General features: G+C 55.3%; 27 protein-coding genes. 7 read left to right on the top strand and 20 right to left on the bottom strand.

Features of this window, described 5'->3' with window-relative positions; all coding sequences use genetic code 11:
• Window positions 1-31: 31 nt before the first annotated feature.
• The 3 genes from QVF11_RS15350 to QVF11_RS15340 are packed head-to-tail and all read right to left on the bottom strand — an operon-like array spanning window position 32 to window position 2,299.
• On the bottom strand, window positions 32-268 hold the full coding sequence (locus QVF11_RS15350; RefSeq protein WP_112213845.1) for a non-oxidative hydroxyarylic acid decarboxylases subunit D: 237 nt from the start codon (window positions 266-268) through the stop codon (window positions 32-34).
• A 13-nt stretch (window positions 269-281) separates the two neighbouring features.
• Window positions 282-1,706 (bottom strand): non-oxidative hydroxyarylic acid decarboxylases subunit C, encoded by a 1,425-nt coding sequence (locus QVF11_RS15345; RefSeq protein WP_112213846.1) that lies wholly within the window; start codon window positions 1,704-1,706, stop codon window positions 282-284.
• Window positions 1,706-2,299: a non-oxidative hydroxyarylic acid decarboxylases subunit B gene (locus QVF11_RS15340; protein ID WP_287858175.1), complete on the bottom strand. Its 594-nt coding sequence runs from the start codon at window positions 2,297-2,299 to the stop codon at window positions 1,706-1,708. The genes QVF11_RS15345 and QVF11_RS15340 overlap by 1 nt, the downstream gene beginning before the upstream one ends.
• A gap of 170 nt (window positions 2,300-2,469) precedes the next feature.
• Between QVF11_RS15340 and QVF11_RS15335 the strand changes: the two genes are divergently transcribed.
• A complete protein-coding gene (locus QVF11_RS15335; protein WP_112213848.1) occupies window positions 2,470-2,889 on the top strand; it encodes a MarR family winged helix-turn-helix transcriptional regulator in 420 nt (139 codons plus the stop codon).
• Here QVF11_RS15335 and QVF11_RS15330 read toward each other — a convergent pair.
• The gene (locus tag QVF11_RS15330) at window positions 2,886-3,773 is read right to left on the bottom strand and encodes a LysR family transcriptional regulator (protein ID WP_287858074.1); all 888 of its coding nucleotides are present in this window, start codon (window positions 3,771-3,773) and stop codon (window positions 2,886-2,888) included. The genes QVF11_RS15335 and QVF11_RS15330 overlap by 4 nt on opposite strands.
• Window positions 3,774-3,878: 105 nt before the next feature.
• Here QVF11_RS15330 and QVF11_RS15325 point away from each other — a divergent pair, with 105 nt between their 5' ends.
• Both QVF11_RS15325 and QVF11_RS15320 read left to right on the top strand, forming a co-directional pair.
• Window positions 3,879-5,093: an MFS transporter gene (locus QVF11_RS15325; protein WP_287858072.1), complete on the top strand. Its 1,215-nt coding sequence runs from the start codon at window positions 3,879-3,881 to the stop codon at window positions 5,091-5,093.
• On the top strand, window positions 5,090-5,467 hold the full coding sequence (locus tag QVF11_RS15320; RefSeq protein ID WP_142514521.1) for a DUF4440 domain-containing protein: 378 nt from the start codon (window positions 5,090-5,092) through the stop codon (window positions 5,465-5,467). Before QVF11_RS15325 ends, QVF11_RS15320 begins: the two co-directional genes overlap by 4 nt.
• Window positions 5,468-5,527: 60 nt before the next feature.
• Here QVF11_RS15320 and rpoS read toward each other — a convergent pair whose 3' ends face one another.
• From rpoS to cysG, 13 genes are all read right to left on the bottom strand, one after another.
• The gene (gene rpoS / locus QVF11_RS15315; protein WP_110275838.1) at window positions 5,528-6,520 is read right to left on the bottom strand and encodes an RNA polymerase sigma factor RpoS; all 993 of its coding nucleotides are present in this window, start codon (window positions 6,518-6,520) and stop codon (window positions 5,528-5,530) included.
• A gap of 137 nt (window positions 6,521-6,657) precedes the next feature.
• A complete protein-coding gene (nlpD, locus tag QVF11_RS15310) occupies window positions 6,658-7,791 on the bottom strand; it encodes a murein hydrolase activator NlpD (RefSeq protein WP_142514522.1) in 1,134 nt (377 codons plus the stop codon).
• A gap of 122 nt (window positions 7,792-7,913) precedes the next feature.
• Window positions 7,914-8,540 (bottom strand): protein-L-isoaspartate(D-aspartate) O-methyltransferase, encoded by a 627-nt coding sequence (locus tag QVF11_RS15305; RefSeq protein WP_112213854.1) that lies wholly within the window; start codon window positions 8,538-8,540, stop codon window positions 7,914-7,916.
• Window positions 8,534-9,295 carry a 5'/3'-nucleotidase SurE gene (gene surE / locus QVF11_RS15300; RefSeq protein WP_110275841.1) on the bottom strand — a complete coding sequence of 254 codons (762 nt, stop codon included), beginning with the start codon at window positions 9,293-9,295 and terminating at the stop codon, window positions 8,534-8,536. Before surE ends, QVF11_RS15305 begins: the two co-directional genes overlap by 7 nt.
• Entirely contained in the window at window positions 9,276-10,325 is a 1,050-nt protein-coding gene (truD, locus tag QVF11_RS15295) for a tRNA pseudouridine(13) synthase TruD (RefSeq protein WP_142514523.1), read from the bottom strand. The genes surE and truD overlap by 20 nt, the downstream gene beginning before the upstream one ends.
• Window positions 10,322-10,801, bottom strand: coding sequence for a 2-C-methyl-D-erythritol 2,4-cyclodiphosphate synthase (gene ispF, locus QVF11_RS15290; protein ID WP_110275843.1), 480 nt, complete (start codon window positions 10,799-10,801; stop codon window positions 10,322-10,324). The genes truD and ispF overlap by 4 nt, the downstream gene beginning before the upstream one ends.
• Window positions 10,801-11,511 (bottom strand): 2-C-methyl-D-erythritol 4-phosphate cytidylyltransferase, encoded by a 711-nt coding sequence (ispD, locus tag QVF11_RS15285; protein ID WP_112213856.1) that lies wholly within the window; start codon window positions 11,509-11,511, stop codon window positions 10,801-10,803. The genes ispF and ispD overlap by 1 nt, the downstream gene beginning before the upstream one ends.
• A 19-nt stretch (window positions 11,512-11,530) precedes the next feature.
• Window positions 11,531-11,848, bottom strand: coding sequence for a cell division protein FtsB (ftsB, locus tag QVF11_RS15280; RefSeq protein ID WP_004104977.1), 318 nt, complete (start codon window positions 11,846-11,848; stop codon window positions 11,531-11,533).
• 141 nt (window positions 11,849-11,989) lie between these two features.
• Window positions 11,990-12,316: a DUF3561 family protein gene (locus QVF11_RS15275; RefSeq protein WP_110275845.1), complete on the bottom strand. Its 327-nt coding sequence runs from the start codon at window positions 12,314-12,316 to the stop codon at window positions 11,990-11,992.
• 50 nt (window positions 12,317-12,366) lie between these two features.
• Window positions 12,367-12,972 carry an adenylyl-sulfate kinase gene (gene cysC / locus QVF11_RS15270; protein WP_142514524.1) on the bottom strand — a complete coding sequence of 202 codons (606 nt, stop codon included), beginning with the start codon at window positions 12,970-12,972 and terminating at the stop codon, window positions 12,367-12,369.
• Window positions 12,972-14,399 carry a sulfate adenylyltransferase subunit CysN gene (cysN, locus tag QVF11_RS15265; protein WP_110275847.1) on the bottom strand — a complete coding sequence of 476 codons (1,428 nt, stop codon included), beginning with the start codon at window positions 14,397-14,399 and terminating at the stop codon, window positions 12,972-12,974. Before cysN ends, cysC begins: the two co-directional genes overlap by 1 nt.
• Window positions 14,400-14,408: 9 nt before the next feature.
• The gene (gene cysD, locus QVF11_RS15260) at window positions 14,409-15,317 is read right to left on the bottom strand and encodes a sulfate adenylyltransferase subunit CysD (protein ID WP_112213858.1); all 909 of its coding nucleotides are present in this window, start codon (window positions 15,315-15,317) and stop codon (window positions 14,409-14,411) included.
• A 9-nt stretch (window positions 15,318-15,326) separates the two neighbouring features.
• Window positions 15,327-16,733 (bottom strand): siroheme synthase CysG, encoded by a 1,407-nt coding sequence (cysG, locus tag QVF11_RS15255; RefSeq protein WP_287858172.1) that lies wholly within the window; start codon window positions 16,731-16,733, stop codon window positions 15,327-15,329.
• A 246-nt stretch (window positions 16,734-16,979) separates the two neighbouring features.
• Between cysG and QVF11_RS15250 the strand changes: the two genes are divergently transcribed.
• The 3 genes from QVF11_RS15250 to QVF11_RS15240 are packed head-to-tail and all read left to right on the top strand — an operon-like array spanning window position 16,980 to window position 21,290.
• Window positions 16,980-18,035 (top strand): aminopeptidase, encoded by a 1,056-nt coding sequence (locus tag QVF11_RS15250; protein WP_112213860.1) that lies wholly within the window; start codon window positions 16,980-16,982, stop codon window positions 18,033-18,035.
• Window positions 18,036-18,070: 35 nt separating this feature from the next.
• Window positions 18,071-19,258 (top strand): DUF3142 domain-containing protein, encoded by a 1,188-nt coding sequence (locus QVF11_RS15245; protein WP_287858065.1) that lies wholly within the window; start codon window positions 18,071-18,073, stop codon window positions 19,256-19,258.
• On the top strand, window positions 19,245-21,290 hold the full coding sequence (locus QVF11_RS15240; protein ID WP_287858063.1) for a hypothetical protein: 2,046 nt from the start codon (window positions 19,245-19,247) through the stop codon (window positions 21,288-21,290). The genes QVF11_RS15245 and QVF11_RS15240 overlap by 14 nt, the downstream gene beginning before the upstream one ends.
• A gap of 65 nt (window positions 21,291-21,355) precedes the next feature.
• Here QVF11_RS15240 and cysH read toward each other — a convergent pair whose 3' ends face one another.
• The 3 genes from cysH to cysJ form a co-directional block, all read right to left on the bottom strand.
• Window positions 21,356-22,090 carry a phosphoadenosine phosphosulfate reductase gene (cysH, locus tag QVF11_RS15235; RefSeq protein ID WP_112213863.1) on the bottom strand — a complete coding sequence of 245 codons (735 nt, stop codon included), beginning with the start codon at window positions 22,088-22,090 and terminating at the stop codon, window positions 21,356-21,358.
• Between the two features lie 89 nt (window positions 22,091-22,179).
• Window positions 22,180-23,892 carry an assimilatory sulfite reductase (NADPH) hemoprotein subunit gene (gene cysI / locus QVF11_RS15230; protein WP_287858060.1) on the bottom strand — a complete coding sequence of 571 codons (1,713 nt, stop codon included), beginning with the start codon at window positions 23,890-23,892 and terminating at the stop codon, window positions 22,180-22,182.
• Window positions 23,892-25,691 carry an NADPH-dependent assimilatory sulfite reductase flavoprotein subunit gene (gene cysJ / locus QVF11_RS15225; RefSeq protein ID WP_287858059.1) on the bottom strand — a complete coding sequence of 600 codons (1,800 nt, stop codon included), beginning with the start codon at window positions 25,689-25,691 and terminating at the stop codon, window positions 23,892-23,894. Before cysJ ends, cysI begins: the two co-directional genes overlap by 1 nt.
• A gap of 318 nt (window positions 25,692-26,009) precedes the next feature.
• Here cysJ and queD point away from each other — a divergent pair, with 318 nt between their 5' ends.
• Window positions 26,010-26,372, top strand: coding sequence for a 6-carboxytetrahydropterin synthase QueD (gene queD / locus QVF11_RS15220; RefSeq protein WP_181485110.1), 363 nt, complete (start codon window positions 26,010-26,012; stop codon window positions 26,370-26,372).
• Window positions 26,373-26,431 lie beyond the last annotated feature (59 nt).

Genomic DNA, 26,431 nt, shown 5'->3' with positions numbered 1-26,431 from the left:
AAACGGGCCCGACTTAGCAGGCCCGTTTCTTTTAGCGCTTATCTTCCGCCAGCAGCGGCGGAATACTCGGCACCATTGGCGATTCATCAATATCCTTCTGCGTCATGCGAAACGCTTCCGGATAGTGCTCGCGGCTGGTGCGGCGTAGCGGCTCGGTATCGCGCCAGGTGTAGAAACAGTGTTGGCACTGAAATACCGTCCAGACATCTTTTACCGGCGACTTCGCCAGCACTTCAATGTGTTCATCGACGCAACGTGGACAAATCATCTTTATCTCCTTATTAACGGTTGGCCAGCATGGAGGTCAGTTTTTCAACCCACGCTTTGGTTTCAGGAAGATCCTGTACCGGCTGGCTGTAATGACCACGAAGATCCGGCGCAACCGGCGTAGTCGCGTCGATAACCAGTTTGTCAGTGATCCCCGCCGGGCTTGAGCCAGGGTCAAGTTCCAGCACGGACATATTCGGCAACTGGACCAAATCCCCCGCCGGGTTCACTTTCGAAGACAGCGCCCACATCACCTGTGGCAGGTTGAACGGATCAACGTCCTCATCAACCATAATCACCATCTTCACATAGCCCAGACCGTGTGGCGTGGTCATCGCCCGCAGGCCAACCGCGCGGGCAAAACCGCCGTAGCGTTTTTTAGTGGAGATAATCGCCAGCAGGCCGTGAGTGTACATGGCGTTGACGGCCTGCACTTCCGGGAATTCCGCTTTCAACTGCTGGTACAGCGGCACGCAGGTCGCCGGGCCCATCAGGTAGTCGATTTCGGTCCACGGCATGCCGAGGTAGAGAGATTCAAAAATCGGTTTGGTGCGATAAGAGACTTTATCGATCCGCACTACCGTCATATTGCGCCCACCGGAGTAGTGACCGGTGAATTCACCAAACGGCCCTTCGATCTCGCGTTTTCGGCTCTCAATAACGCCCTCAAGAATCACTTCCGAGCCCCACGGCACGTCAAATCCGGTCAGCGGTGCGGTGGCAATCGGGTACGGACTTTCGCGCAGCGCGCCCGCCATCTCATATTCCGACTGATCGTACTTCAGCGGCGTGGCGCCCATCAGGGTGATAACCGGGTCGTTACCGAGAGTGATAGCGATCGGCAGGTCTTCGCCGCGCTCTTCGGCTTTGTGCAGATGCAGCGCGATGTCATGCATTGGGATAGGTTGCAGGCCCAGCTTACGCTTGCCCTTCACTTCCATGCGATAGATACCAACGTTCTGCTTGCCAAAATTGTCCGGGTCCAGCGGGTCGCGAGAAACCACGCAGGCTTTGTCGAGATAAAAGCCGCCATCGCCATCGTTCAGACGAAACAGCGGCAGAATATCAAACAGATTAATGTCTTCACCGTCGACGGTATTTTCTGCCCACGCTGGGTTTGCCCGACGCTCCGGCGCTACCGGGAATTTATCCCAGCGACGAATAAACTCATCAATCTGTTTTCTCACCGGCGTGTTCGGCGGCAAACCCATCGAAATAGCGTGGTTCTGCCAAGAACCGATGGTGTTCATCGTCACACGGGCATCGATAAAACCGCGAATATTGTCGAACCACAGCGCCGGTGCGCCATCGCCAATACGTCCGGTGGCGTTAGCGGCGGCAGCCAGATCCGGCTCCGCGTTAACTTCTTCGCTAATTTTCAGCAGTTGCCCCTGGTCGTCCAGCGCCTGCAAGAAGCTGCGCAAATCATCAAAAGCCATTATTCATTCTCCTGTGAAAAATTCTCTTCCGTCCGTAAACCATTCCAGCGGCGGGCTTTGTGATAATCCAGACCAAACTGATCCAGCACCCGCGCGACAACGTGGTCAGTGACGTCTTCAATGGTTTCAGGGTGGTTGTAATAAGCGGGCATCGGCGGCACCATCGCCACTCCCATGCGGGACAGAGCCAGCATGTTTTCCAGATGGATGGTGCTCAGCGGCATTTCGCGCGCGACCAGTACCAGCTTTCGGCCCTCTTTCAGCACCACGTCAGCCGCCCGACCAACTAACCCTTCGGCATATCCGGCACGAATACCGGCTAGCGTCTTCATACTGCAAGGGATGACAATCATGCCGTCGGTACGAAATGAACCAGATGAGATGATGGCGGCCTGGTCGGCAGGGCTATGCGAGAAGTCAGCCAGTTCAGCCACTTCGCGTGCACTGTATGGCGTCTCCAGTTCTATCGTGGTTTTAGCCCATTTAGACATCACCAAATGGGTTTCCACTTCCGGCATCTCACGAAGCGCCTTAAGCAGCGCTACGCCCAGCGGAGCGCCCGTCGCCCCGGTCATCCCAACAATTAACTTCATCATCACCTCATATATTGTTCGTATACGAACATTTTTATTAACCCTACGCTTGTAAGGCCATCTACGCAAGGTTGTTTATATACGTCCGCATTTTTAATCAAAACAGGAAAAATGCGCAAAAGCGCTGCGAACCGCTATCATAGAGCCGACTGTTTTATTACGGAGTTGTCATGGAGTTAAGAAATGAGGCGTTCCATCTATTGCGCCAGCTTTTTCAACAGCACACCGCCCGCTGGCAGCACGAACTACCGGATCTCACCAAACCACAGTATGCGGTGATGCGCTCGATTGCGGAGCATCCGGGCATTGAACAGGTGACGCTAACGGAGGCGGCGGTCAGCACCAAAGCGACGCTGGCGGAAATGCTGAGCCGCATGGAGAGCCGGGGACTGGTGCGTCGTGAGCACGATCCATCCGACAAACGCCGCCGTTTTGTCTATTTAACCGACGAAGGCCAGGCGTTGTTGGCAAACTCCATGCCACTGGGAAACGCTGTTGATGAAGAGTTTTTGGGTCGCCTGAGCGGCGAAGAGCGCCAGCAGTTTTCACATATAATCCGTAAGCTGATCGCGCAAGAACAGAAAGATTAGCCCTGGCGTTCGCGTAAAAAATCAATAAACGCCCGGACCTTCGTTGGTACATGCTGCGCATCCGGGTAGACCGCGAACACTCCCTGATGCGGAAAAGTAAATTCCGGCACCACCTGAACCAGTTTTTGCTCTCTTAGCGCAGTCGCCACCAGCCACTCGGGGAGCAGCGCGACGCCGCTACCCGCCAGCGCAAATGCCATCAGCGCACTGGCGCTGTCTGCCGACAGACGTGGCACTTTTTTAATATCAAAAGCGATGCTCTCATCCCGCGGCCCGGTGAGCTGCCAGCGTAGCGGTGCGGACAGGCGCTCATGAATAATCCAATCCGCCTGAGCCAGCGCCTCAAGGGTTTTCAAAGGATGCTCAGCCAGCCATGCCGGGGCAGCTACCGGGATAATGGCAAAGCGGGATATCAACGCCGCCCGGTAACGTGAATCCGCCAGCGTTCCGAGGCGAATCGCCACATCAAAACGCCCGGAGATTAAATCCGCGTGATGCGAAGAGGAAACGTGGCGCACGCGCAGCGCCGGGTGCCGCGCACTGAACTCCGCCAGCGCAGGAATAATCACCTGCGCACCATATTCTGGCGTCGTGGTCATCCGCAGTTCGCCGCTCAACCCCGAGTGGCTGGCCCGCACCTCATCTTGCAGGTTTTCAGCCGTTTTCAGTAACGCAACGCCGCGATGATAAAACAGCGAACCGGCTTCAGTCAGCGTGAGCCTGCGCGTGGATCGCAACAACAGCGTGACGCCAAGTTCGCTCTCCAGCTGTCGGACGTTAAAGCTGATCACCGCTTTGGTTTGCCCAAGCGCCGCTGCCGCGGCGGTAAAGCTGCCGCTATCCACCACCGCCACAAACATGGTCATTCGCTGTAAATTCAGCATGTCACCACTTATTGTCAAAAAATTTTAGACAGTATATCCCCGAATGTCGCGTTTATCCGCCCCACCGCCGAGGTTTAGAGTAGCGGCCTTCAAGAGGAATTTAAAATGACGTATCGCAGCAAGGTCGCAACCGTTTTTCTGCTTGGTTTCTTTCTCGACTTAATCAATATGTTTATCGCCAGCGTCGCCTTTCCAGCGATGAGTCGGGCGCTGCACGCATCGGTGGGCGAACTGGCGTGGGTGAGCAATGGCTATATCGCCGGACTCACTCTTGTACTGCCTTTCAGCGCCTGGCTCAGCCAGCGATTTGGTGCCCGGCGCATCTTTTTGCTTTCACTGAGCCTGTTCAGCGTCGGGGCGCTGGCCTCAGGACAGGCTGATTCGCTGACAAGCCTTGTGCTGTGGCGCGCGTTGCAGGGGATGGGCGGCGGGCTGTTGATTCCAATAGGTCAGGCGCTGACATGGCAGCAGTTTAAGCCTCACGAGCGGGCTAAACTTTCCGCTGCGGTGATGATGGTCGGCTTGTTGGCTCCGGCATGTTCTCCGGCCCTGGGCGGAGTATTAGTCCAATCACTTAGCTGGCGGTGGGTTTTCTTTGTCAGCCTGCCGCTTGCATTCATCACGCTTGGCCTGGCCGCACTGTGGCTGAAGAATGAGAACAACACCCCGCGAACGCGTCGTTTCCTACATCTCCCTTTATTGCGCGATCCGCTGCTGCGTTTTTCAATGCTGGTGTATCTCTGCGTACCGGGGACGTTTATTGGCATTAACGTTGTCGGGATGTTTTATTTGCAAAACGTCACCGGATTATCACCTTCCACCATCGGCTCTCTGATGCTGCCGTGGTCGCTGGCCTCGTTTGTCGCTATCTCGGTAACCGGTCGTTATTTTAATCGTCTTGGCCCGCGCCCGTTAATTGCTACGGGCTGCCTGCTACAGGCCGCTGGGATCCTCTTATTGGTCGGCGTGGATCCACATACCGCCTGCAGTACGCTAATACTGACATTTACCTTAATGGGCGCAGGCGGCAGCTTGTGCAGCAGTTCAGCGCAGAGCAGCGCGTTTCTTAACGTGGCGAACCCTGATATGCCGGACGCCAGCGCGCTGTGGAATATCAATCGCCAGCTTAGCTTCCTGATTGGCTCAGCAGTACTGGCTGCGTTGCTTAGCGCCCTTCTGCGTTACTACCCAACGGCGCTGGCCTGGCGCGGCGTATTTATCACCGCCGCCGTGGTTACCCTCGTGCCGCTACTGAACTGCCTGAGGTTTAATAACCGGGCGATAGTCATGCACCTACATAGCAAAATGGAGAACCAATGAATCGCTATATCCAGGAAGTACTCGACGCGCACGTAGTCATCGAAAACTGGCTAAGTCGGGGTGAAGGGAGCATAGAGGCGTTAATGCTCCGTTTTAGCGCCGATTTTACGATGATCCCAACAAGCGGCATTCGGATGAGCCATCAGGAAGTTAGCGCCTTTTTCAAGGGTGCCAGCACCAGACGACCGGGTTTAAAGATTGTCGTTGATAGTGCAGCCCTGCTCGCCGAGTGGCAAGATGGCGCAGCAGTTGAGTATCGTGAAACCCAATATCTACCCGGTAAAGTGAAGAGCGTGCGTTGTTCGACAGTTATCTTCCGCCTGCAAGAGGAAAAGGTCGTTTGGCTGCATCTGCACGAAACGGCTCAGGGATAGCGGACCGCTAAAAAGAAAAAGGCTCAATCATCTGATTGAGCCTTTTTTAGGAAAGGTATCTTACTCGCGGAACAGCGCTTCGATGTTTAGCCCCTGGCCTTGCAGAATTTCCCGCAGGCGGCGCAGACCTTCAACCTGGATTTGACGCACGCGTTCGCGGGTCAGACCAATTTCACGGCCCACATCCTCAAGCGTTGCGGCTTCATAACCCAGCAGACCAAAGCGACGAGCCAACACTTCACGCTGCTTGGCGTTCAGTTCGAACAACCATTTGACGATGGATTGTTTCATATCATCGTCCTGCGTGGTGTCTTCCGGGCCATTGTCTTTTTCATCGGCCAGGATATCCAGCAGCGCTTTCTCCGAGTCACCACCCAGCGGCGTATCCACCGAGGTAATGCGCTCGTTCAAACGCAGCATCCTGCTCACGTCATCAACTGGCTTATCCAGCTGTTCGGCAATCTCTTCCGCGCTTGGCTCGTGGTCCAGCTTATGGGACAACTCGCGTGCGGTACGCAGATAGACGTTCAGCTCTTTAACAATATGGATAGGTAAGCGAATGGTACGGGTTTGGTTCATTATCGCCCGTTCAATCGTTTGACGAATCCACCAGGTCGCATAAGTCGAAAAACGGAACCCACGTTCCGGATCAAACTTCTCAACTGCGCGAATCAGCCCCAGGTTACCTTCTTCAATCAGATCCAGCAGAGCCAGACCACGATTGCCGTAACGACGGGCTATCTTGACAACCAGACGCAGGTTACTTTCAATCATCCGGCGGCGTGACGCAACGTCACCACGCAGCGCGCGACGAGCAAAATAAACCTCTTCTTCGGCGGTCAGCAGTGGGGAATAACCAATCTCACCAAGGTAGAGTTGCGTCGCATCGAGCACCCGTTGGGTTGCTCCCTGCGAAAGAAGCTCTTCTTCAGCCAGATCGCTATCACTGGGTTCCTCTTCAACTAAGGCTTTCTCGTCAAAAACCTCGACTCCGTTCTCATCAAATTCCGCGTCTTCATTTAAATCATGAACTTTCAGCGTATTCTGACTCATAAAGATGGCTCCTACCCGTGATCCCTGAGCAAAGCACCTTCGCTAAACATCATTCAAACGACGCCCGGACGGTAATCTTTATATCTCCCGCCCTGACGCCTTTTCACTGATGCTACGCTTATGCGTACTTCGCCAAATTATCGCTGCGGTAAATACTGCAGCGGGTTGACGGATTTCCCCTTGTAACGAATTTCAAAATGCAAACGTGTCGAACTTGTACCTGTGCTACCCATGGTAGCGATTTTCTGCCCCGCTTTGATATCTTGTTGCTCTTTTACCAGCATCGTATCGTTATGAGCGTAGGCGCTCAGGTAATCATCGTTGTGTTTGATGATAATAAGATTACCGTAACCGCGCAGTGCGTTACCGGCATAGACGACGCGCCCATCTGCGGTCGCGACAATAGCCTGTCCTTTACTGCCTGCAATATCGATACCTTTGTTGCCTCCTTCGGAGCCACTAAAGTTCTCGATAACTTTGCCATCAGTCGGCCAGCGCCATGAAGAGATCGGCGAACTGGTTGACGTACTGCTTGCAGTCGATTGGGTTGTGCTGACAGCTGGAGCCGTAACTGGCGCGACGGTTGTAGTCGTCGTCGCAGGCTTGTTGTTCGGCAACATCTTATTAGCACTCTGTTCACCTGAAGATTCAGAATACGTAATAGTTGGTTGTGACGCAACCACCGCGGTCGATTTTTGTGCAGAATTTGCGGTCAGCATCCCACCGCTGCTGGCCTGCGCACTAGCCTGTGCAACAGCGTTATCACCGGTGATCGGCTGGCCTGACGCGTTGCCGACCTGAAGCGTCTGGCCGACGTTCAAACCGTACGGTGCCGGGATATTATTACGCTGAGCCAGGTCGCGGAAGTCGTTCCCGGTGACCCATGCAATATAGAACAGCGTATCGCCGCGTTTAACCGTATAAGTACTGCCTCCGGTGTAGCTACCCTTAGGAATATCGCCATATTTGCGGTTGTAGACAATCTTGCCATCAACCGTTTGTACCGGCTGCTGGGCCATCGGCTGAATCTGGGTAGGCTGCGTCTGTACCGGTTGAGTTTGTACCGGGCGCGCCTGTGGAACGGTGGAAGAACCGGTATTTGACGGCGGCGTGATCAGCATTCCGGAATTGGTACTGGAAGATGAAGCACCGCCAGCCGAACTGACCGGCGCTGGCGCATTATTGGAGCTGCTACAGCCTGCCAGCCAGAGTGACACCAGTGATAAAGCCGCAATGCGACTTAAGGTAAATTTTGGGCTTCCCGCGCTCATTTATCCCCCAGGAATATGTTAACTGCCAATATCTTGCTCACCGGGCAGCGCCCGGCCAGGACACGAAAAATGCGTCCACCCTATGCCTAAATACAGGCAAAAAAACCTGGAATAATCCGGGTTCAGGCCAGCTCCCCTTTGACAAGGGGAACAAAGCGCACGGCTTCGACAGTATCAATCACAAACTCGTTGCCGCGTCGACGGATCCGCTTCAGGAACTGATGCTCTTCGCCCACTGGCAATACCAGCACGCCGCCATCATCCAATTGCGCCAGCAGTGCGGCCGGAATTTCCGGCGGTGCCGCGGTAACGATAATCGCGTCAAACGGCGCACGCGCGTGCCAACCCTGCCACCCATCGCCGTGACGGGTTGAAACATTATGTAAATCAAGTTGTTTCAGGCGGCGGCGCGCATGCCACTGTAAACTCTTAATCCGCTCAACCGAGCAGACATGGTGCACCATATGCGCCAGTATTGCCGTTTGATAGCCTGAACCTGTGCCAATCTCCAGCACCCTTGAGTCTGGCGTTAGCGTCAAAAGCTCGGTCATCCGCGCTACCATATAGGGTTGCGAGATAGTTTGCCCCTGACCAATCGGCAATGCCGTGTTTTCCCACGCTTTATGTTCAAAGGCTTCATCAACAAACTTTTCTCGCGGCACCTGAGCGATAGCGTCCAGTACGCGCTCGTCGACAATGCCCTGAGTGCGAAGCTGATTGAGAAGACTTTCAACACGTTTACTTACCATTGCGTATCAACTCCGACGCGTTCCAACCAGCCGCTAACCACTTCATGTGCGCTATGGGCGGTTAAATCGACATGCAGCGGAGTGACGGAAACGTAGCCTTCATCCACGGCCGCAAAGTCGGTATCCGGCCCGGCATCGTACTTTTCGCCTGGCGGCCCAATCCAGTACAACGTATTGCCGCGCGGATCTTTCTGCGGAATCACCTGATCGGAAGGATGACGGCTGCCGCAGCGGGTCACGCGAATACCTTTAATCTGCTCAAGAGGCAGATCCGGTACGTTGATATTGAGAATGCGCCCGGTGCGCAACGGCTCGCGGCTTAATGCACGCAGAATAGAGCAGGTGACCGCAGCGGCGGTGTCATAATGCTGATAGCCGTTTAGCGACACGGCCAGCGCCGGAAAGCCCAGATGGCGGCCTTCCATTGCAGCGGCTACGGTACCAGAGTAAATAACATCGTCGCCGAGGTTGGGCCCGGCGTTAATACCGGAAACGACGATATCCGGACGCGGGCGCATCAGGGCGTTAACGCCGAGATAAACGCAGTCCGTCGGTGTGCCCATCTGCACGGCGATATCGCCATTATCGAAAGTGAAGGTGCGTAGTGAGGATTCCAGCGTCAGGGAGTTCGATGCTCCGCTGCGATTACGATCAGGTGCAACTATCTGAACCTCAGCGAATTCCCGTAAGGCCTTTGCCAGGGTCTGAATCCCTGGCGCATGAATCCCGTCATCGTTACTCAGCAATATTCGCATAATCACCCGTTGTATTGATAAGCTCCCTTACCACGCTGGTAGCGAAGCTGCCTGCTGGCAGCCAGAAACGCAGTTCTACGGTGACGTCATCCCACCAGTTCCAGCTCATCTGCTGCGGGTAGAGCAGCATCGCCCGGCGAGCCGCTTCCACTTTTTCACGCACCAGAAGCGCCTGTAACTGCGTCTCTTCGGCTACTGCCGCCTGCTCGGCGGCCAGCGCATCCCGTTGACTTCCCCAATCACCGCTACCCACAAGCGCAGCAGTGATCATCAGTTCACGGTTATCAACCCGTACCTGGAGTTCCGCAAATTCTTCAGAGGTCGCAACGAACCAGCTTCCGCGCCCCGCTAATTGTAGCGCATCGCCATCAACAACCTGATTAAATTCCGGTTTTTTTAATCTAATACCAACCTGTTGATTAAACAATGCACTGCGGGCCGCCGACAACCAAAAACTGCGTTTATTGCGATCGCGCACCGGCGCACCACTCTCTGCCCAGCGCAGGGCACCCTGCAAATTGCTACCGCCGATACCAAAGCGCTGAGCGCCAAAATAGTTCGGAACGCCCTGATCAGCAATCGCCTGCAGGCGCTTTTCGACATCATCACGGGCGCTAACTTCACGCAGCACCAGAGTGAACTGGTTGCCTTTCAGTGCCCCCAGACGTAGCTTGCGCTTGTGGCGCGCGTATTCGAGAACCTGGCAGCCTTCGAGCTGAAATTTGCTCAGGTCAGGCATCTCTTTACCCGGCACTCGGGCACACAGCCACTGTTCAGTGACCGCGTGTTTGTCCTTCTGCCCTGCAAAACTCACTTCACGCGCATGAATTTTAAGGAATTTTGCCAGAGCTTCAGCAACAAAACGCGTATTGCAGCCATTTTTCAGAATCCGCACCAGCACGTGCTCGCCTTCACCGTCAGGCTCAAAGCCGAGATCCTCAACCACCACAAAGTCTTCCGGGTTCGCTTTTAGCAGCCCCTGAGCCAGCGGTTTTCCATGCAGATAAGTGAGTTCGTCAAACGCAATCATTTGTCAGCCTTACGCAATAGCGCCACCGCTTCACAAGCGATGCCTTCGCCGCGTCCGGTAAAGCCCAGCTTTTCGGTCGTCGTGGCTTTGACGTTAACGTCGTCCATATGGCAACCCAGATCTTCTGCGATAAAGACGCGCATCTGCGGGATATGCGGCAGCATTTTCGGTGCCTGGGCGATGATGGTAACGTCGACGTTGCCAAGGCTATAGCCCTTCGCCTGAATCCGTCGCCACGCTTCGCGCAGCAGCTCGCGGCTATCGGCCCCTTTAAAAGCCGGGTCAGTGTCCGGGAACAGCTTGCCAATATCGCCCAGTGCAGCCGCACCCAGTAGCGCGTCGGTTAGCGCATGCAGTGCCACATCGCCATCGGAATGTGCCAGCAGCCCTTTTTCATAAGGCACGCGCACGCCACCAATAATGATTGGGCCTTCACCGCCAAAAGCGTGTACGTCAAAACCATGTCCAATTCGCATTAAGCCTTCTCCTGGTGTCGGGAACGGGTAAGGTAAAATTCGGCCAGCGCCAGGTCTTCCGGGCGCGTCACTTTAATATTATCAGCTCGTCCGGCAACCAGTTCAGGATGGAAGCCGCAGTACTCCAGCGCCGAGGCTTCATCGGTAATGGTCGCCCCTTCATTGAGCGCGCGCGTCAGGCAATCAACAAGCAGCTCACGAGGGAAAAATTGCGGCGTCAGCGCATGCCATAAATCGTTGCGCTCGACGGTATGGGCTATCGCCACTTTACCCGGCTCCGCGCGCTTCATGGTGTCGCGAACCGGAGCCGCCAGAATGCCACCCACTCGGCTGGTTTCACACAGCTGAAGCAGGCGGCTGAGGTCGTCCTGATGCAGACAGGGGCGCGCGGCATCGTGCACCAGCACCCAATCAGCCTCATCCAGCGCCTTCAGGCCAGCGAGGACGGAGTCCGCGCGCTCGGAGCCACCATCAACGACGGTAATTTGGGGATGATTCGCCAACGGCAGCTGGCTAAAGCGCACGTCGCCAGGGCTGACGGCAATCACCACTCGCTGAATACGCGGGTTCGCCAACAGCGCGGCAACCGCGTGTTCGAGAATCGTTTTGTTACCGATTGAGAGATATTGTTTCGGGCATTCCGTTTGCATGCGGCGGCCAAAACCGGCTGCCGGCACCACGGCGCAAACGCCCGGAAAAGTGGCTGCCATGTCGTAATCCTGGGCCTGTCTATCGATTATTCTGCTGTTGTCCCGCCGCCTGGTTGCGTTTTGACGCATCCGGCACCAGACGATAAAACGTTTCGCCCGGGCGGGTCATACTGAGTTCATTGCGCGCACGTTCTTCGATAGCTTCCTGGCCGCCATTGAGGTCGTCAATTTCGGCGAACAGCTGATCGTTGCGTGCTTTTAATTTGGCATTGGTTGCCTGCTGAGCGGAGACATCGTCATTAACCCGGCTATAGTCATGCAGACCATTTTTGCCGAACCAAAGCGAGTACTGCAGCCAGACCAGCAAAGCCAATAATAGCAGCGTTAATTTACCCATCCTGCCCCCTGAAAAACGGCATCATCATCCCATAACTCGCCCGAGTACTCTACTCTGACGCGCGGACGACGCCGCGTAACGCGGGGGACTGTACCACATTTTTACCGTTGATACCCAGGCTAGATTCATTTGCAAAAAGGACTATCCCAGCAACCAGAGGAACAGCAAACCGAACATCAGTCCGACGGTCAAAATCGTCGCACCAACGCTGTAGCGAAGTTTACCGTCCAATAGGGAATGCAGCGCGATCCCGACCACCACAGCAACCGGCATGATTGCCAGGAAGAAGGGCCAGGTATAGAGGAGGAAAAATAGCGTGTTACCGCCATAAATAAGGAAGGGAATACCCAGCGCCAGCAGCCATGAGATAAAACCCACGGCAGCGCCTGACAGAGACCATGTGGTCTCGTCATTAGCCACAGGGGGCGGTTCTGAGCGAAAAATAGTTATGTTCTGGGTATTACGCATATCGAATCCTGTTGACCGGGCGACCGGCACCCATCGATGCCGTCGCCGTTTCAGGATCTGATAATATCGCTCTGTCGGAGCAGGTCTAATAGTTGGTGCACCAAATTTGTTACCAATTGTTCACCGTCGAGATGGATTTCAGCTCTCTCCGGGGATTCATATACTGAATCAATCCCGGTAAAATTACGCAATTCCCCCGCCCGCGCCTTCTTGTATAAGCCTTTCGGGTCCCGCGCCTCGCAGATAGCCAGCGGCGTATCGACAAAAACCTCGATAAAGCGCCCTTCGCCTAGCCGCTCGCGCACCATTTGCCGCTCCGCACGATGCGGAGATATAAATGCCGTCAATACAACCAGCCCGGCATCGACCATCAGCTTCGCCACTTCACCCACGCGGCGAATGTTTTCTTTGCGGTCATCATCGCTGAATCCAAGGTCGCTACACAGGCCATGACGCACGTTATCACCATCCAGCAAATAAGTGCTCACACCAAGCTGATGCAGCGCCTCTTCCAGCGCGCCGGCAACGGTGGATTTCCCCGAGCCCGAAAGCCCGGTGAACCACAGCACCACGCCGCGATGGCCGTGATGCTGCTCGCGCTGCTCCTGGGTCACCGGATGCGCATGCCAGACGACGTTTTCGTCATGCTGGGCCATTATTTGCCTCCCAGCAGGTCGCGAGCGTCCCAGTGCGGGAAGTGTTTACGAACAAGCTGGTTCAGCTCAAGCTCAAACGCGCTGTACTGCGAAGCGCCCGTTTGCGTCTGCTCGTTCGGTTCGCGTACCATGCCCGCGCCAACGGTGACGTTAGTCAGACGGTCGATAAAGATAAGCCCTCCAGTCACCGGGTTATCCTGGTATTTATCCAGTACCAGCGGTTCGTCAAAGGTCAAATCCACCAGGCCAATACCGTTCAGCGGCAGCGATTCTACTTCACGCTGGGTCAGGTTATTGATATCCACCTGATAGCGAACGCCATCGATACGCGCGCGGGTTTTCTTACCGGCGATTTTAATGTCGTAGCTCTGGCCTGGGGTCAACGCTTGTTCCGCCATCCAAACCACGTCGATGCTGGCGCTCTGCACCGCAGGCAGAGAGACCGCTGCATCAACCAGCAGATCGCCACGACTAATATCGATTTCGTCTTTCAGTACAATAGTGATTGCTTCCCCGGCGCCCGCTTGCGGCAGGTCACCGTCAAAGGTGACGATACGCGCGACGCTGGATTCCACGCCCGACGGCAGCACCTTCAGACGCTGACCGAGCGTCACGGTGCCGGACGCCACGGTACCGGAAAAGCCGCGGAAATCGAGGTTAGGACGGTTAACATACTGTACCGGGAAGCGCAGCGGCTGGCTTTCCACCACGCGCTGAATTTCAACGGTTTCCAGCACTTCCAGCAGCGTTGGGCCACTGTACCAGCGCATTTTGTCGCTCTGGTTGGCAACGTTGTCCCCATCCAGGGCTGACAGCGGCACAAAGCGAATATCCAGATTGCCCGGCAGCTGTTCGGCGAAAGTCAGATACTCTTCGCGAATGCGGTTAAAGGTCTCTTCGCTAAAATCGACGAGATCCATTTTGTTCACCGCTACCACCAGGTGCTTGATCCCCAGCAGAGTGGAGATAAAACTGTGGCGACGTGTCTGATCCAGTACGCCTTTACGCGCGTCGATCAGCAAGATCGCCAGGTCGCAAGTCGATGCGCCGGTCGCCATATTACGGGTGTACTGCTCATGCCCCGGGGTGTCGGCGATAATAAATTTGCGCTTCTCGGTGGAGAAATAGCGATAGGCCACGTCAATAGTAATGCCCTGCTCGCGCTCGGCTTGTAAGCCATCCACCAGCAGCGCCAGATCGAGCTTCTCGCCCTGAGTACCGTGACGCTTGCTGTCATTGTGCAGCGAAGAGAGCTGATCTTCGTAAATCTGTCGGGTGTCGTGCAGCAGCCGGCCAATCAGCGTACTTTTACCGTCATCGACGCTGCCGCAGGTCAGAAAACGCAGCAGGCTTTTGTGCTGCTGGGCATGCAGGTAGGCTTCAACTCCGCCTTCATCGGCAATTTGTTGTGCAATAGTGGTATTCATGGCGGCTCCTTAGAAATAACCCTGACGTTTCTTCAGCTCCATGGAGCCTGACTGGTCGCGGTCAATCACGCGCCCTTGTCGTTCGCTGGTGGTGGAGACCAGCATCTCTTCGATGATCTCCGGCAGCGTTTGCGCGTTGGATTCCACCGCGCCGGTCAGCGGCCAGCAGCCGAGGGTACGAAAGCGCACCATCTGTTTTTTGATCATCTCGCCGGGCTGTAAATTAATACGATCGTCGTCGATCATCATCAGCATGCCGTCACGTTCCAGCACCGGACGCTCTGCCGCCAGGTACAGCGGAACGATTTCAATATTTTCCAGATAGATGTACTGCCAGATATCCAGCTCGGTCCAGTTGGAGAGCGGGAACACGCGAATACTTTCGCCTTTGTTAATCTGGCCGTTATAGTTATGCCACAGCTCCGGACGCTGGTTTTTCGGGTCCCAGCGGTGGAAACGATCGCGGAAAGAGTAGATACGCTCTTTGGCGCGGGATTTCTCTTCATCACGCCGTGCGCCGCCGAACGCGGCATCAAAACCGTATTTGTTCAGCGCCTGCTTAAGACCTTCGGTTTTCATAATGTCGGTGTGCTTAGCGCTACCGTGCACGAATGGACTTATGCCCATTGCTACCCCTTCCGGGTTTTTATGTACCAGCAGCTCACAGCCGTAGGCTTTAGCGGTACGGTCGCGGAATTCGTACATCTCACGGAATTTCCAGCCGGTATCGACGTGCAGCAGCGGGAACGGCAGAGTGCCGGGATAAAACGCTTTACGCGCCAGATGCAGCATCACGCTGGAGTCTTTACCGATGGAGTACATCATCACCGGGTTAGAGAATTCGGCGGCCACCTCACGAATGATATGGATGCTTTCCGCCTCCAGTTGCCGCAGGTGAGTGAGTCGTTTTTGGTCCATAACCATTCCTTAAGCCAGATTTACCACAGAAGCTTTAAAAGCTTCAGAGGATGTCGAGTGTTGAAACCAGGCGAGCTGTTGATGTAATTGCACCACTTCACCCACCACCAGCAGCGCGGGCATCGGGGCGTCTTTCGCCAGGTTTTCGAGTTGTTGTAATGTGCCGGTCTTCACTTGCTGATCGGTGCGAGTCCCGCGAGAGATGACCGCTACCGGGGTGTCATGGTCGCGACCATGGGCGATCAACTGAGCGCTAATTTCCGCTGCCTTCAGGCTGCCCATGTAAATCGCCAGAGTCTGACCGCTTTGCGCTAACCGCGCCCAGTCGAGCGGAGAGTTTTCCGCGTTGAAGTGTCCTGTGACGAAGGTCACGCTCTGGGCATAATCGCGATGCGTAAGCGGGATACCGGCATAAGCCGTCGCGCCCGCTGCTGCCGTGACGCCAGGAACGACCTGAAACGGAATGCCCGCTTCTGCTGCGGCCTGTAGCTCTTCGCCGCCGCGGCCAAAAATAAACGGGTCGCCGCCCTTCAGGCGAATCACCGTTTTGCCCTCTTCTGCCGCGTCCACCAGCATGCGGTTAATTTCCGGCTGGAGCACAGAACTGCCAGCAGCACTTTTGCCAACGCAGATCAGCTCCGCGTCACGGCGCACCAGCTCACGCACCTCTGGGGTAACCAGGTTGTCGTAAAACACCACATCAGCCTGCTGAATCGCCTGCAAGCCACGCAGAGTCAGCAGCCCAGCATCGCCCGGGCCTGCCCCAACAAGAATGATTTCTCCAGTGCGTTTTTCCGGCTGTTTAAGTTCTTCTTCCAGCGCCTTTTCCGCTTCAGCGTTGTTGCCTGCCAGCATCAGGCTGGCAAAACGGCCGGTAAACACGCGTTCCCAAAAACGGCGGCGTTCGGCGGTGGTTTTAAGGTGATTTTTTATATGGTGACGCCAGTAGCTTGCCGCTTCAGCCATCCGCCCCAGGTTAGTCGGCAGCAGCGCCTCAATTTTTTCACGCAAAATGCGCGACAAAACCGGCGCTTTACCGCTCGAAGAGATAGCCACCATCAGCGGGGAGCGGTCGACGATTGACGGGAATACAAACGAGCACAGTGCCTGATTATCCACCACGTTGACCAGCCGATAGCGTGCGTTCGCCGCAGCAAAAACGCGCTGGTTCAGCTCGTCGTCTTCGGTTGCGGCAATCACCAGGAAAACATCATCAAGCTGCTGCTCTGCAAATGCGGTTGCCCGCCACTGAATTTCCTGACGCTCAACCTTCTCAGCAAGTTCTGAAATCAGCGCGTCAGCAACAATCTGCACCTTTGCTGCGGCGCGCAGCAGGAAAGTAATCTTGCGTGCGGCAATCTCGCCACCGCCGATAACCAGTACGGGTCTGTCTTTCAATTCGGCAAATATCGGCAAGTAGTCCACAGCGCAACAACTCTCTTACAATCAGTCATAGAGCGACTATAGGGTGCGGGTTAGAGCAAATGAAATTACGAAATGGAATGAGTTGTTACTCAAAGGAATAACGCCCTGGAAAAGCAAATATCAAAAAGTGCTTAACACGCGGTTTTTCCGGGATTTAAGAGCGATTGAAATTGTTTAACCTCGGTCACAGTTTCATACTACGCGGGTAAAATTGTTTTGATCGTGTAAGGACCCCCTATGTTTTCCGCATTGTGCCATCGCCTGCTCCCCCTGGCGTTGGGCGCAGGTTTTGTCTTCTCCGCCGCCCCGGCATTGAGCGCCCTGGGCGACACCGCCAATGCGCAGGCTCGTCACATCGCTACCGTTTTTCCCGGAAGAATGACCGGCTCGCCCGCCGAAATGCTGTCGGCAGATTATCTGCGCCAGCAGTTCACACAAATGGGCTATAAAAGCGATATTCGCAGCTTTAACACTCGTTACATTTACACCAACAACGATCAGCGCAAAAACTGGCAAAACGTTACCGGCAGCACGGTTATTGCCGCGCATGAAGGTAAAGATCGCCAGCAGATTATTATCATGGCGCACCTTGATACCTACGCACCGCAGACCGATGCCGACGTCGAAAATAACCTTGGCGGCCTGACGTTGCAGGGTATCGATGATAACGCGCTGGGACTGGGCATCATGCTGGAACTTGCTGAGCAGTTAAAGAACGTCCCTACCCGTTATGGAATCCGCTTCGTTGCGACCAGCGGTGAAGAAGAAGGTCGTCTCGGGGCGCAGAATATGCTCAAACGCATGAGTGAAGCTGAAAAGAAAAACACCCTGCTGGTGATTAATCTCGATAACCTGGTCGTCGGCGACAAGCTCTATTTTAATAGCGGTCGCAGCACGCCAGCCTCGGTACGTAAACTAACCCGCGACCGGGCATTGACCATCGCCCGTAGCAAAGGGATTACCGCATCCAGCAATCCCGGTAAAAACCCGGACTATCCGCAGGGAACCGGTTGCTGTAATGATGCCAGTGTGTTTGATGAGGCTGGGATCCCGGTGCTATCCGTGGAAGCCACTAACTGGTCTCTCGGGCGCAACGATGGCTACCAGCAGCGCGCGAAATCCCGTTCGTTCCCCGACGGCACCAGTTGGCACAACGTGCAACTGGATAACCAGCAGCATATTGATAAAGCCCTGCCGGGCCGGATTGCGCAGCGCAGTCGCGATGTGATGAAGATTATGCTGCCGCTGGTTAAAGAGCTAGCGAAGGCGGAGAAGAAACTTCAATCAAAATAGGCTGTTATTAAAGCCAGGCCACAAGGATTGTTGCCATGATGCACGCTCGTTTTTTCATGCTGTTGTTTCTTTTACTGGCTGTCAGCCGTCATTCTGTTGCCGACAGCCAGGTCTATATCTGGCAGCGAGTCTGGAACGCCGGGCATGAAACGGCGTTGCGTCAAAGCCACGATCTTTTTTCCACTTTGCGCGTACTGGGGCTGCAAATCCATCCCCAGGAAGGTTTGCGCATTGCCCGGGTCGACACATCATTATTACAGCAGGATGGCCGCCCGGTGTGGCTGGTGGTTCGCCTCGACAGTAGCCTGACGCAGTTGGATGCGGAGGCGATTTTACCGCAGATTCAAAGCATCATCGCCCGCTGGCGCAGCGCTGGCGTGAACCTCACCGCGATAGAAATAGATTACGATGCGCCCACCTCGCGCCTCGTCGAATACCAGCGTCTACTTGCTGCATTACGCCAGGCGCTGCCTTCAGAGATGGCGCTTAGCGTGACCGCGCTTCCGACGTGGCTCTCTTCGCCACAGCTTCCTGCGCTACTGGCAACGGTCGACCGTTCCGTGCTGCAACTGCACAGCGTCCTGTCGCCGCAACAAGGTTTGTTTGACCCGGTGCAAGCACTGCGCTGGAGCAGGCAATATGCTCTGGTCTCCCCACACCCGTATTACCTGGCGCTCCCGGCCTATGGTTCTGCGCTGGTTTCCACACCCGGACAGCCCGCTCGGGTAGAAAGCGAGTCACCGCTGGGCATCGCGGGCGAGAAACAAGAACTCAGCGTATCGCCGCCACAAATCGACGCCTTTACCCGCGAACTCGAACAGCATCAGCCCAAAAACCTTGCGGGCATAGCCTGGTTCCGCCTGCCGCTGGAGAGCGACAGCCGCGCCTGGTCGCTTTCCACCCTGGAAGCGGTTATCCACCACCGGCCATTAACCACCCGCTGGCAGTGGCTGGCGTTTCCTGACAAAACGAGCGCCAGCGCAGACTCCACGCTCTACGAACTGGCGATTAAAAATGCGGGCGACATTGATGCGCCGCTCCCGGCAAGCATTACGTTGCAGACTGAAGATTGCCTCGCCGCGGACGGTGTGGGCAGCTACCGCTTTGACGAGCAGACATTTTACCTGACCTCCCCGGCTCTGCTGCGCGCCGGGCAGACGCGGGCCATCGGCTGGGCAAGATGCCCATCGCCACCACAAGGAGAGTTTCATGTTAACCCGTAAATTACCTCTGGCCGTGCTCCTGACCACCGCGCTGGTCGCCATCAATAGCCATGCCTGCGGGCCGTACTTCCCCAACTATTTACTGCAAAACCGTAACGCTAATCTGCTTTATCTCCCGGAGGGGAGCTTTGATTTAGAGAGTAGCCGCCTGGTGCCTGCCGATCCGCGTCTGCCGCAATGGCGTGATACGTCTGGCGATAAACCCGCACCGCCTTCCGCGCAGGACATTTTAATCAAAGAGATCCGCACCAACGGCTCGGTAGAAGCGGCGGAAAAAATGGCCGAGGGTCTACCGACCGCGAGCCGTTTTTATGTACTTGGCGCCATCGCATTTACCCAACGCGATAGCCGGGCGCGCGACAACTTTCGCCAGGTGATAGCGCTTCCTGTAGATCAGCAGGGTGAATGGGGGCTAAAGGCACGCTATTCGCTGGCCCGGGATTTAATGGGGGATTACCCAGTGCGTCGCTCTGAGACCGGGTATCCGCTTTCCGATAGCAATAATTCTCACGGTAACGAGCAGGAGCTGCGTGAAGCTTTCGAACTTTATCAGCAAATTATCGACGCTGTGCGCAATGGACAAGAAGACCCGGAACAGCTCTCGCTGGCCAGCCTCGGTCAGCAAGGACGCATCAAACACTGGCAAAGTGAACCGCTTGCCGCGGCCCACCTCTACGCCCAGCAGGCGGCTCAGGGTTCGCCCACCGGCAGCCTCTCTTTACGCTACACCGCCGACATTCTGAGCCATCCGGAAAACGAGAACTTCCTGCAGCCAGGCATTGACGATCCGGTTATTCAGCAACTGCTTATTGCGAGTTTTTTCACTCGCTCCTCCAACTCCTTATACGAACCAGAACCCAGGCCCTATGATGAGAAAGAGATCAATAATTACCATGATGCGCTGATAGCGAAACTGGCGCGGAAGGTCAATCACGACATGCCCGGCAGCGATCGTCTGATCGCCCTCGCCTACCGTAATGGTCAGTACCCTCTGGTGACGCTACTGCTGAAAAATGCCAAAGAAAATGGGCTAACCTCGTGGGTACAAGCCAAAATGGCGCTGCGAGATGGCGATGTGAAAGCCGCGACCGCATGGTATGCAAAAGCCGCCGCGTCCTTTCCGACAAACGAAGCGTGGGGTCCCCAGCCGGATAATAATGAAATTGTCGGCGATGAGTTTGTTATTCCGTCCTGCCGTATTAATGCCGAACAGGCGATACTGGCGCTGAATCGCAACGATTATCTGGAAGCGATGCGTCTGATGTACAAGACCAAAGAGAGCTACTGGCCGGATTTAGCGCAAATTGCCGAGCGGGTACTGACGCTAAAAGAGCTTATCGCGTTTGTAGATAAATATGTCCCCGCACCTTCGCCTTCGTTGCTCAATAAGTCAGAAAATGCAGAGCGCTATAGTGTGGACGTCAGGCTACGCACCCTGCTCGCCCGCCGCCTGATGCGTGAAGGGCAGTATCAAAAAGCGCTGACTTATTTTGCCCTTCAGGAGAATCGTGATGCCGCGCAGGCGTTTATCAATACCCTGCCGAAAAACGGGCAAAAAACAGCTCAGGCAAAGGCATGGTGGCAGGCCGCCCTGATTCTGCGCCATCAGGGGATGGAATTGACGGGCTATGAGATGGCGCCGGATTTTGCGCTCTATGAGGGCTGGTATTCATGGCCGTATTACAGCTGGGGTCCGGAAGCTGATCCAACCATCAAATCATGGATTAGCGCCGGTGAACAGCATCGCGTTCAACTATCGCAACCCAAGCAGGATAACCACTTTATGCACTATCGCTGGCAGGCGGTGAAACTTGCAGAGAAAGCCGCCGATTTATTGCCGCGAAAATCACAGGCCTATGCCGCCGTACTGTGCAATGCGACAGGCTGGATATGGGCTCAGGATCCCCAATCAGCACGACGTCTGTACAAGCGCTACGTGAAAAACGGCGCGCCGTTCCCATGGGCAGAAAACTTTGGTCAGAATTGCCCGGAGCCGGATTTTGCTGCACTCAACAATAACGGAAAAATTTAGAAAGGCATCGAATAATTAATTAACTATTCAGGTAAAAAAATCCCGGCAGTGCCGGGACTCTTATATTAACCTTCGTGCAATCCGCACTCTCTTTTCAACCCAAAAAACCGCGTCTCTTCCTCAGCCATGCCCGGTTCCCATTTGCGGGTGGTGTGAGTATCCCCTACCGACAAGTATCCCTGATCCCACAGTGGATGGTATTTCAGGCCGTGTTTTTGCAGGTACTGATAGACGGTACGGTTATCCCAGTCAATGATTGGCAGAACCTTAAACACGCCGCGCTGGATAGCTAACACCGGCAAATGCGCACGACTGCCGGACTGCTCGCGGCGTAGGCCCGCAAACCAGGTTTGCGCATTCAACTCTTCCAGCGCCCGGTTCATCGGTTCAACCTTATTGATGTCATTGTATTTCTCAATGCCCTCAACGCCCTGCTCCCACAGCTTGCCGTAGCGCGCCTCCTGCCAGGCTGCGCTCTCCTTCGCCCGATAGACCTTCAGGTTCAGCTTGAGCTTGTCCGTTAACTCGTCGATAAACTGATAGGTTTCCGGGAACAGATAGCCGGTATCGGTCAGAATAACCGGAATATCCGGGCGAATCTGATTAACCAGATGCAGGCTCACCGCCGCCTGAATACCGAAGCTCGAAGAGAGCACGTATTCGCCCGGCAGGTTTTCCAGCGCCCACGCGACACGCTCTTCTGCGCTCAGTTTTTCCAGCTGGCTGTTGGTTTCCGCCAGTTGCAAAACGCGATCGACCTTCGGTAATGCATTAAGCGCTTTTAGATCGAGTACGGACATAAAAACCTCATTTGCCTGTTTCGCCGGGCGGCACTACGTTTGCCCGGCCTACAAAACCCGTAAGCGAAGCGCCGCCGGGCTGCTGGATGTTATTCCCAGAAATCCCGGGCTGGGTCAAGCACCGGGCGAATGATGCCCGCACGCACCGTAAAGTCGCCGAAGCCTTCACCCGCTTCACGCTCTTTCGCCCAGCGCCCTACCAGTTCGTCAAGGGAGTCGAGAATTTCCGACTCGGTAATATTTTCCCGATACATGCGCGGAATACGCGTCCCGCTGCGGTTACCCCCGAGGTGCAGGTTGTAGCGACCCGGCGCTTTACCCACCAGGCCTACCTCTGCCAGCATAGCGCGGCCACAACCGTTCGGGCAGCCGGTCACGCGGGTGACGATATGCTCATCAGCGACACCATGCTTGCTCATCACTCCCTCGACTTTATCGGTGAACGATGGCAGGAAGCGTTCGGCTTCAGCCATCGCCAGCGGACAGGTCGGAAACGACACGCAGGCCATGGAGTTTTCACGCTGCGGCGTGACGGCATTCATCAAACCGTGATCGCGGGCCAGCTTCTCGATCTTCGCCTTCTGATCGTCAGGAACACCGGCAATGATCAGGTTCTGGTTGGCCGTAATGCGGAATTCACCTTTATGGATCTTCGCAATCTTCAACAGGCCGGTTTTCAACGGACGTCCCGGGTAATCAAGGATACGACCGTTTTCAATAAACAGCGTCAGGTGCCAGTTATTGTCGATCCCCTTCACCCAGCCGATGCGATCGCCGCGGCCGGTAAACTCGTACGGACGAATCGGCTCAAACTTGATGCCCGCCCGGCGCTCCACCTCCGCCTTAAAGGTCTCAACGCCAACGCGCTCCAGGGTGTATTTAGTTTTGGCATTTTTACGGTCAGTACGGTTACCCCAATCGCGCTGGGTGGTCACCACTGCTTCCGCCACCGCCAGGGTATGCTCAATCGGCAGATAGCCGAATTCGCTCGCCGTGCGGGCGTAGGTTTTCTTGTTGCCGTGCTCGATGGATAAACCGCCGCCAACCAGCAGATTAAAGCCCACCAGCCTGCCGTTTTCGGCAATCGCTACAAAGTTCATATCGTTAGCGTGCAGATCGATATCGTTCTGCGGCGGGATCACCACGGTGGTTTTGAACTTACGCGGCAGATAGGTCTGACCGAGGATCGGTTCTTCATCGGTGGTGGCGACCTTCTTCTGATCCAACCAGATCTCAGCATAAGCGCGGGTGCGCGGCAGCAGGTGCTCGGAGATCTTCTTCGCCCATTCGTAGGCTTCAGCATGCAGCTGAGACTCGTTCGGGTTAGAGGTACACAGCACGTTACGGTTCATATCGTTGGCGGTCGCCAGCGCATCCAGCCCGACCGAATGCAGCATCTGGTGCACCGGCTTGACGTTCTTCTTCAGAATACCGTGGAACTGAAACGTTTGACGGTTCGTCAGACGGATACTGCCGTAAATGGTGTTATCGGCGGCGAATTTGTCAATCGCCTGCCACTGTTTAGTGGTGATCACCCCGCCCGGCAGGCGGCAGCGCAGCAGCATCGCGTGACGCGGCTCCAGCTTCTGCGCCGCACGCTCGGCGCGAATATCGCGGTCATCCTGCTGATACATGCCGTGAAAGCGGATCAACAGAAAATTATCGCCTTTAAAACCGCCGGTCAGGCCGTCGTTCAGATCTTCCGCAATGGTGCCGCGCAGGTAGTTGCTTTCCAGCTTCATGCGCTCGGCATCGACCAGTTTACCTTCGACCACCAGCGGGCCTGGATGTTTTTCGCTCATTAGTAGACATCTCGCTGATAACGGCGCTCTACGCGCAGCTCACTTAAAAATTCGTCCGCCGCCTCGGCGTCCATCGCGCCGTATTCGGCAATCACTTCCAGCAACGTCTGCTCAACGTCTTTTGCCATACGATTGGCATCGCCGCAGACATAAATATGGGCGCCGTCGTTAATCCAGCGCCACAGTTCAGCCCCCTGCTCGCGCAGTTTGTCTTGTACGTATACTTTTTCTTTTTGGTCGCGAGACCAGGCCAGGTCGATGCGGCTCAGTACGCCCTCTTTGACGTAGCTTTGCCACTCCACCTGATAGAGGAAATCTTCGGTAAAGTGCGGGTTGCCGAAGAACAGCCAGTTCTTGCCTTCTGCTCCTTCTGCCGCGCGCTGCTGCATAAAGGCACGGAACGGCGCGATGCCGGTACCCGGGCCAATCATGATAACTGGCGTCTGTGGGTTAGCAGGCAGACGGAAGTTATCGTTATGCTCGATAAAGACGCGAACTTCGCCATCTTCTTCGACGCGGTCGGCAAGGAAGCTGGAGGCTCCGCCAGCGCGGGCGCGGCCCTCGATATCATAGCGAACCACGCCAACGGTGACGTGCACTTCGTTTTCAGTTTCCGCCTGCGAAGAGGCGATAGAGTACAGGCGCGGCGTCAGCGGACGCAGCAGGTCGACTAGTGCCTGAGCATCCAGCTGTGCCGGAGAGAAACGCACCATGTCAACGATCGGCGTGGTCGCGGCGTAATGTTGCAGCTGCGCCTTATCGCCCACCATCGGCAGCAGAGATTCGCTGCGGGTTAAGGTGGCATAGTTCTCGACGATGTTGCCGGTGTTAACCGTCAGCTCGAAATGCCACTCCAGCGCTTCGGCAAGCGGCAGGGTTTTGCCATCAACCGTCACTGGTTCATCGCCCTTCAACCACAGCAGCTCCACCAGTTCTTTAATCAGAGCCGGATCGTTCTGATACCAGATGCCCAGCGCATCGCCCGGCTGGTAGCGCAGGCCGGAGTCGCCGAGGTCGATTTCAACATGGCGCACATCTTTTTCTGAGTCGCGGCCGGTGATTTTTTGATTCACCGCAAGCGTCGCGGTCAGCGGTGCTTCTTTAGTATACGGGCTGGTGTGAATCTCATTCACCGCCCCGCTGGTCACCAGTTGGGACGGCGCGGCAGCAGGCGCGCGGGCTTTCAGCACGTCAACCACGCGGGCGCGCCATTCAGCAGCGGCAGCCTGGTATTCCACATCAGAGTCAACCCGGTCGAGCAGGCGTTCACCGCCCAGTTCGGCCAGCTTGTTATCAAAATCCTTGCCGGACTGGCAGAAGAATTCATAGGAAGTATCGCCAAGGCCAAATACGGCAAACGCGGTATCGGTCAGCTTCGGCGCTTTCTTCGAAAACAGGAATTTATGTAGCGCGACGGCTTCTTCCGGCGGCTCACCTTCGCCTTGTGTTGACGTCACGACAACCAGCAGTTTCTCGGAGGCAATTTGTTTGAATTTATAGTCGCCTGCGTTAACCAGTTTCACGTTCAGCTGCGCGGCCTGCAGATCGTCACGCAGCGCTTCAGCGACGCGGCGGGCGTTACCGGTTTGTGATGCCGAAATAAGGGTAATAGAAGGGACTTCTGCTGCCTGGGCTGGAGCGACAACAGCCGCGCCGGGCTGCTGGTTCAGCACGCCCCAGAAGTAGCCGGAAACCCAGGCCAGCTGGGTTGGCGTGAAGTCAGTCGTGGCCGCCTGAAGGCGCGCCATTTGCTCCGGACTCAGCGGTAGCAAATTGGAAGGTGGGGCCTGTGTCGTCATGCGTCGTTATGTTCCAGTAAGCAAAGCTGTTAGTCGCAGCCTGTCAGCGCGATAAAACAGAAGAGAATAGAAGGGTAACGGTGCAGATAGTAACAATTAAAGAAGGGATGGAAATAACAAATAACCAAATGGACTAACCTGTTTTAGTTATAGTTGTTAACAACAAAATAGATTAAATAACCCTATGAAATATAATAAATTAATTTGAATAAACCGAGTGAATGTGTCCATTTTCTGTTCAGGGCCGTTTTAGTTAATGCGAAAAAAGGTGCTTTCCGGTACCCTACGGCGGTTTTTTTGCCATATTGAGAATAAAAGATGTCCACCACGCTGTTTAAAGATTTCACCTTCGAAGCCGCTCACCACCTGCCGCATGTACCGCAAGGGCATAAGTGCGGTCGCCTGCATGGTCACTCTTTTATGGTGCGCCTGGAGATTACCGGTGAAGTCGATCCCCATACCGGGTGGATCATGGATTTTGCCGAGCTGAAGGCCGCGTTTAAGCCGACTTACGACAGGCTTGATCACTATTATCTGAACGATATTCCGGGGCTAGAAAATCCCACCAGCGAAGTGCTGGCAAAATGGATCTGGGATCAGATGAAACCTCTGATTCCGCTACTGAGCGCGGTGATGATTAAAGAGACCTGCACGGCGGGCTGCGTCTATCGCGGCGAGTGATTAAAGCGTTTGTGTCGGCGGTCAATATTCCTTAAATAACGTCATGTTAGCTTATGCGC

Source organism: Klebsiella sp. (genome assembly GCF_027492335.1).
In the GTDB taxonomy this organism is placed as follows: Bacteria; Pseudomonadota; Gammaproteobacteria; order Enterobacterales; family Enterobacteriaceae; genus Klebsiella; species Klebsiella huaxiensis.
Note: the sequence above shows the minus strand (reverse complement) of the source record. Positions and strands in the feature narration are given on the sequence as shown.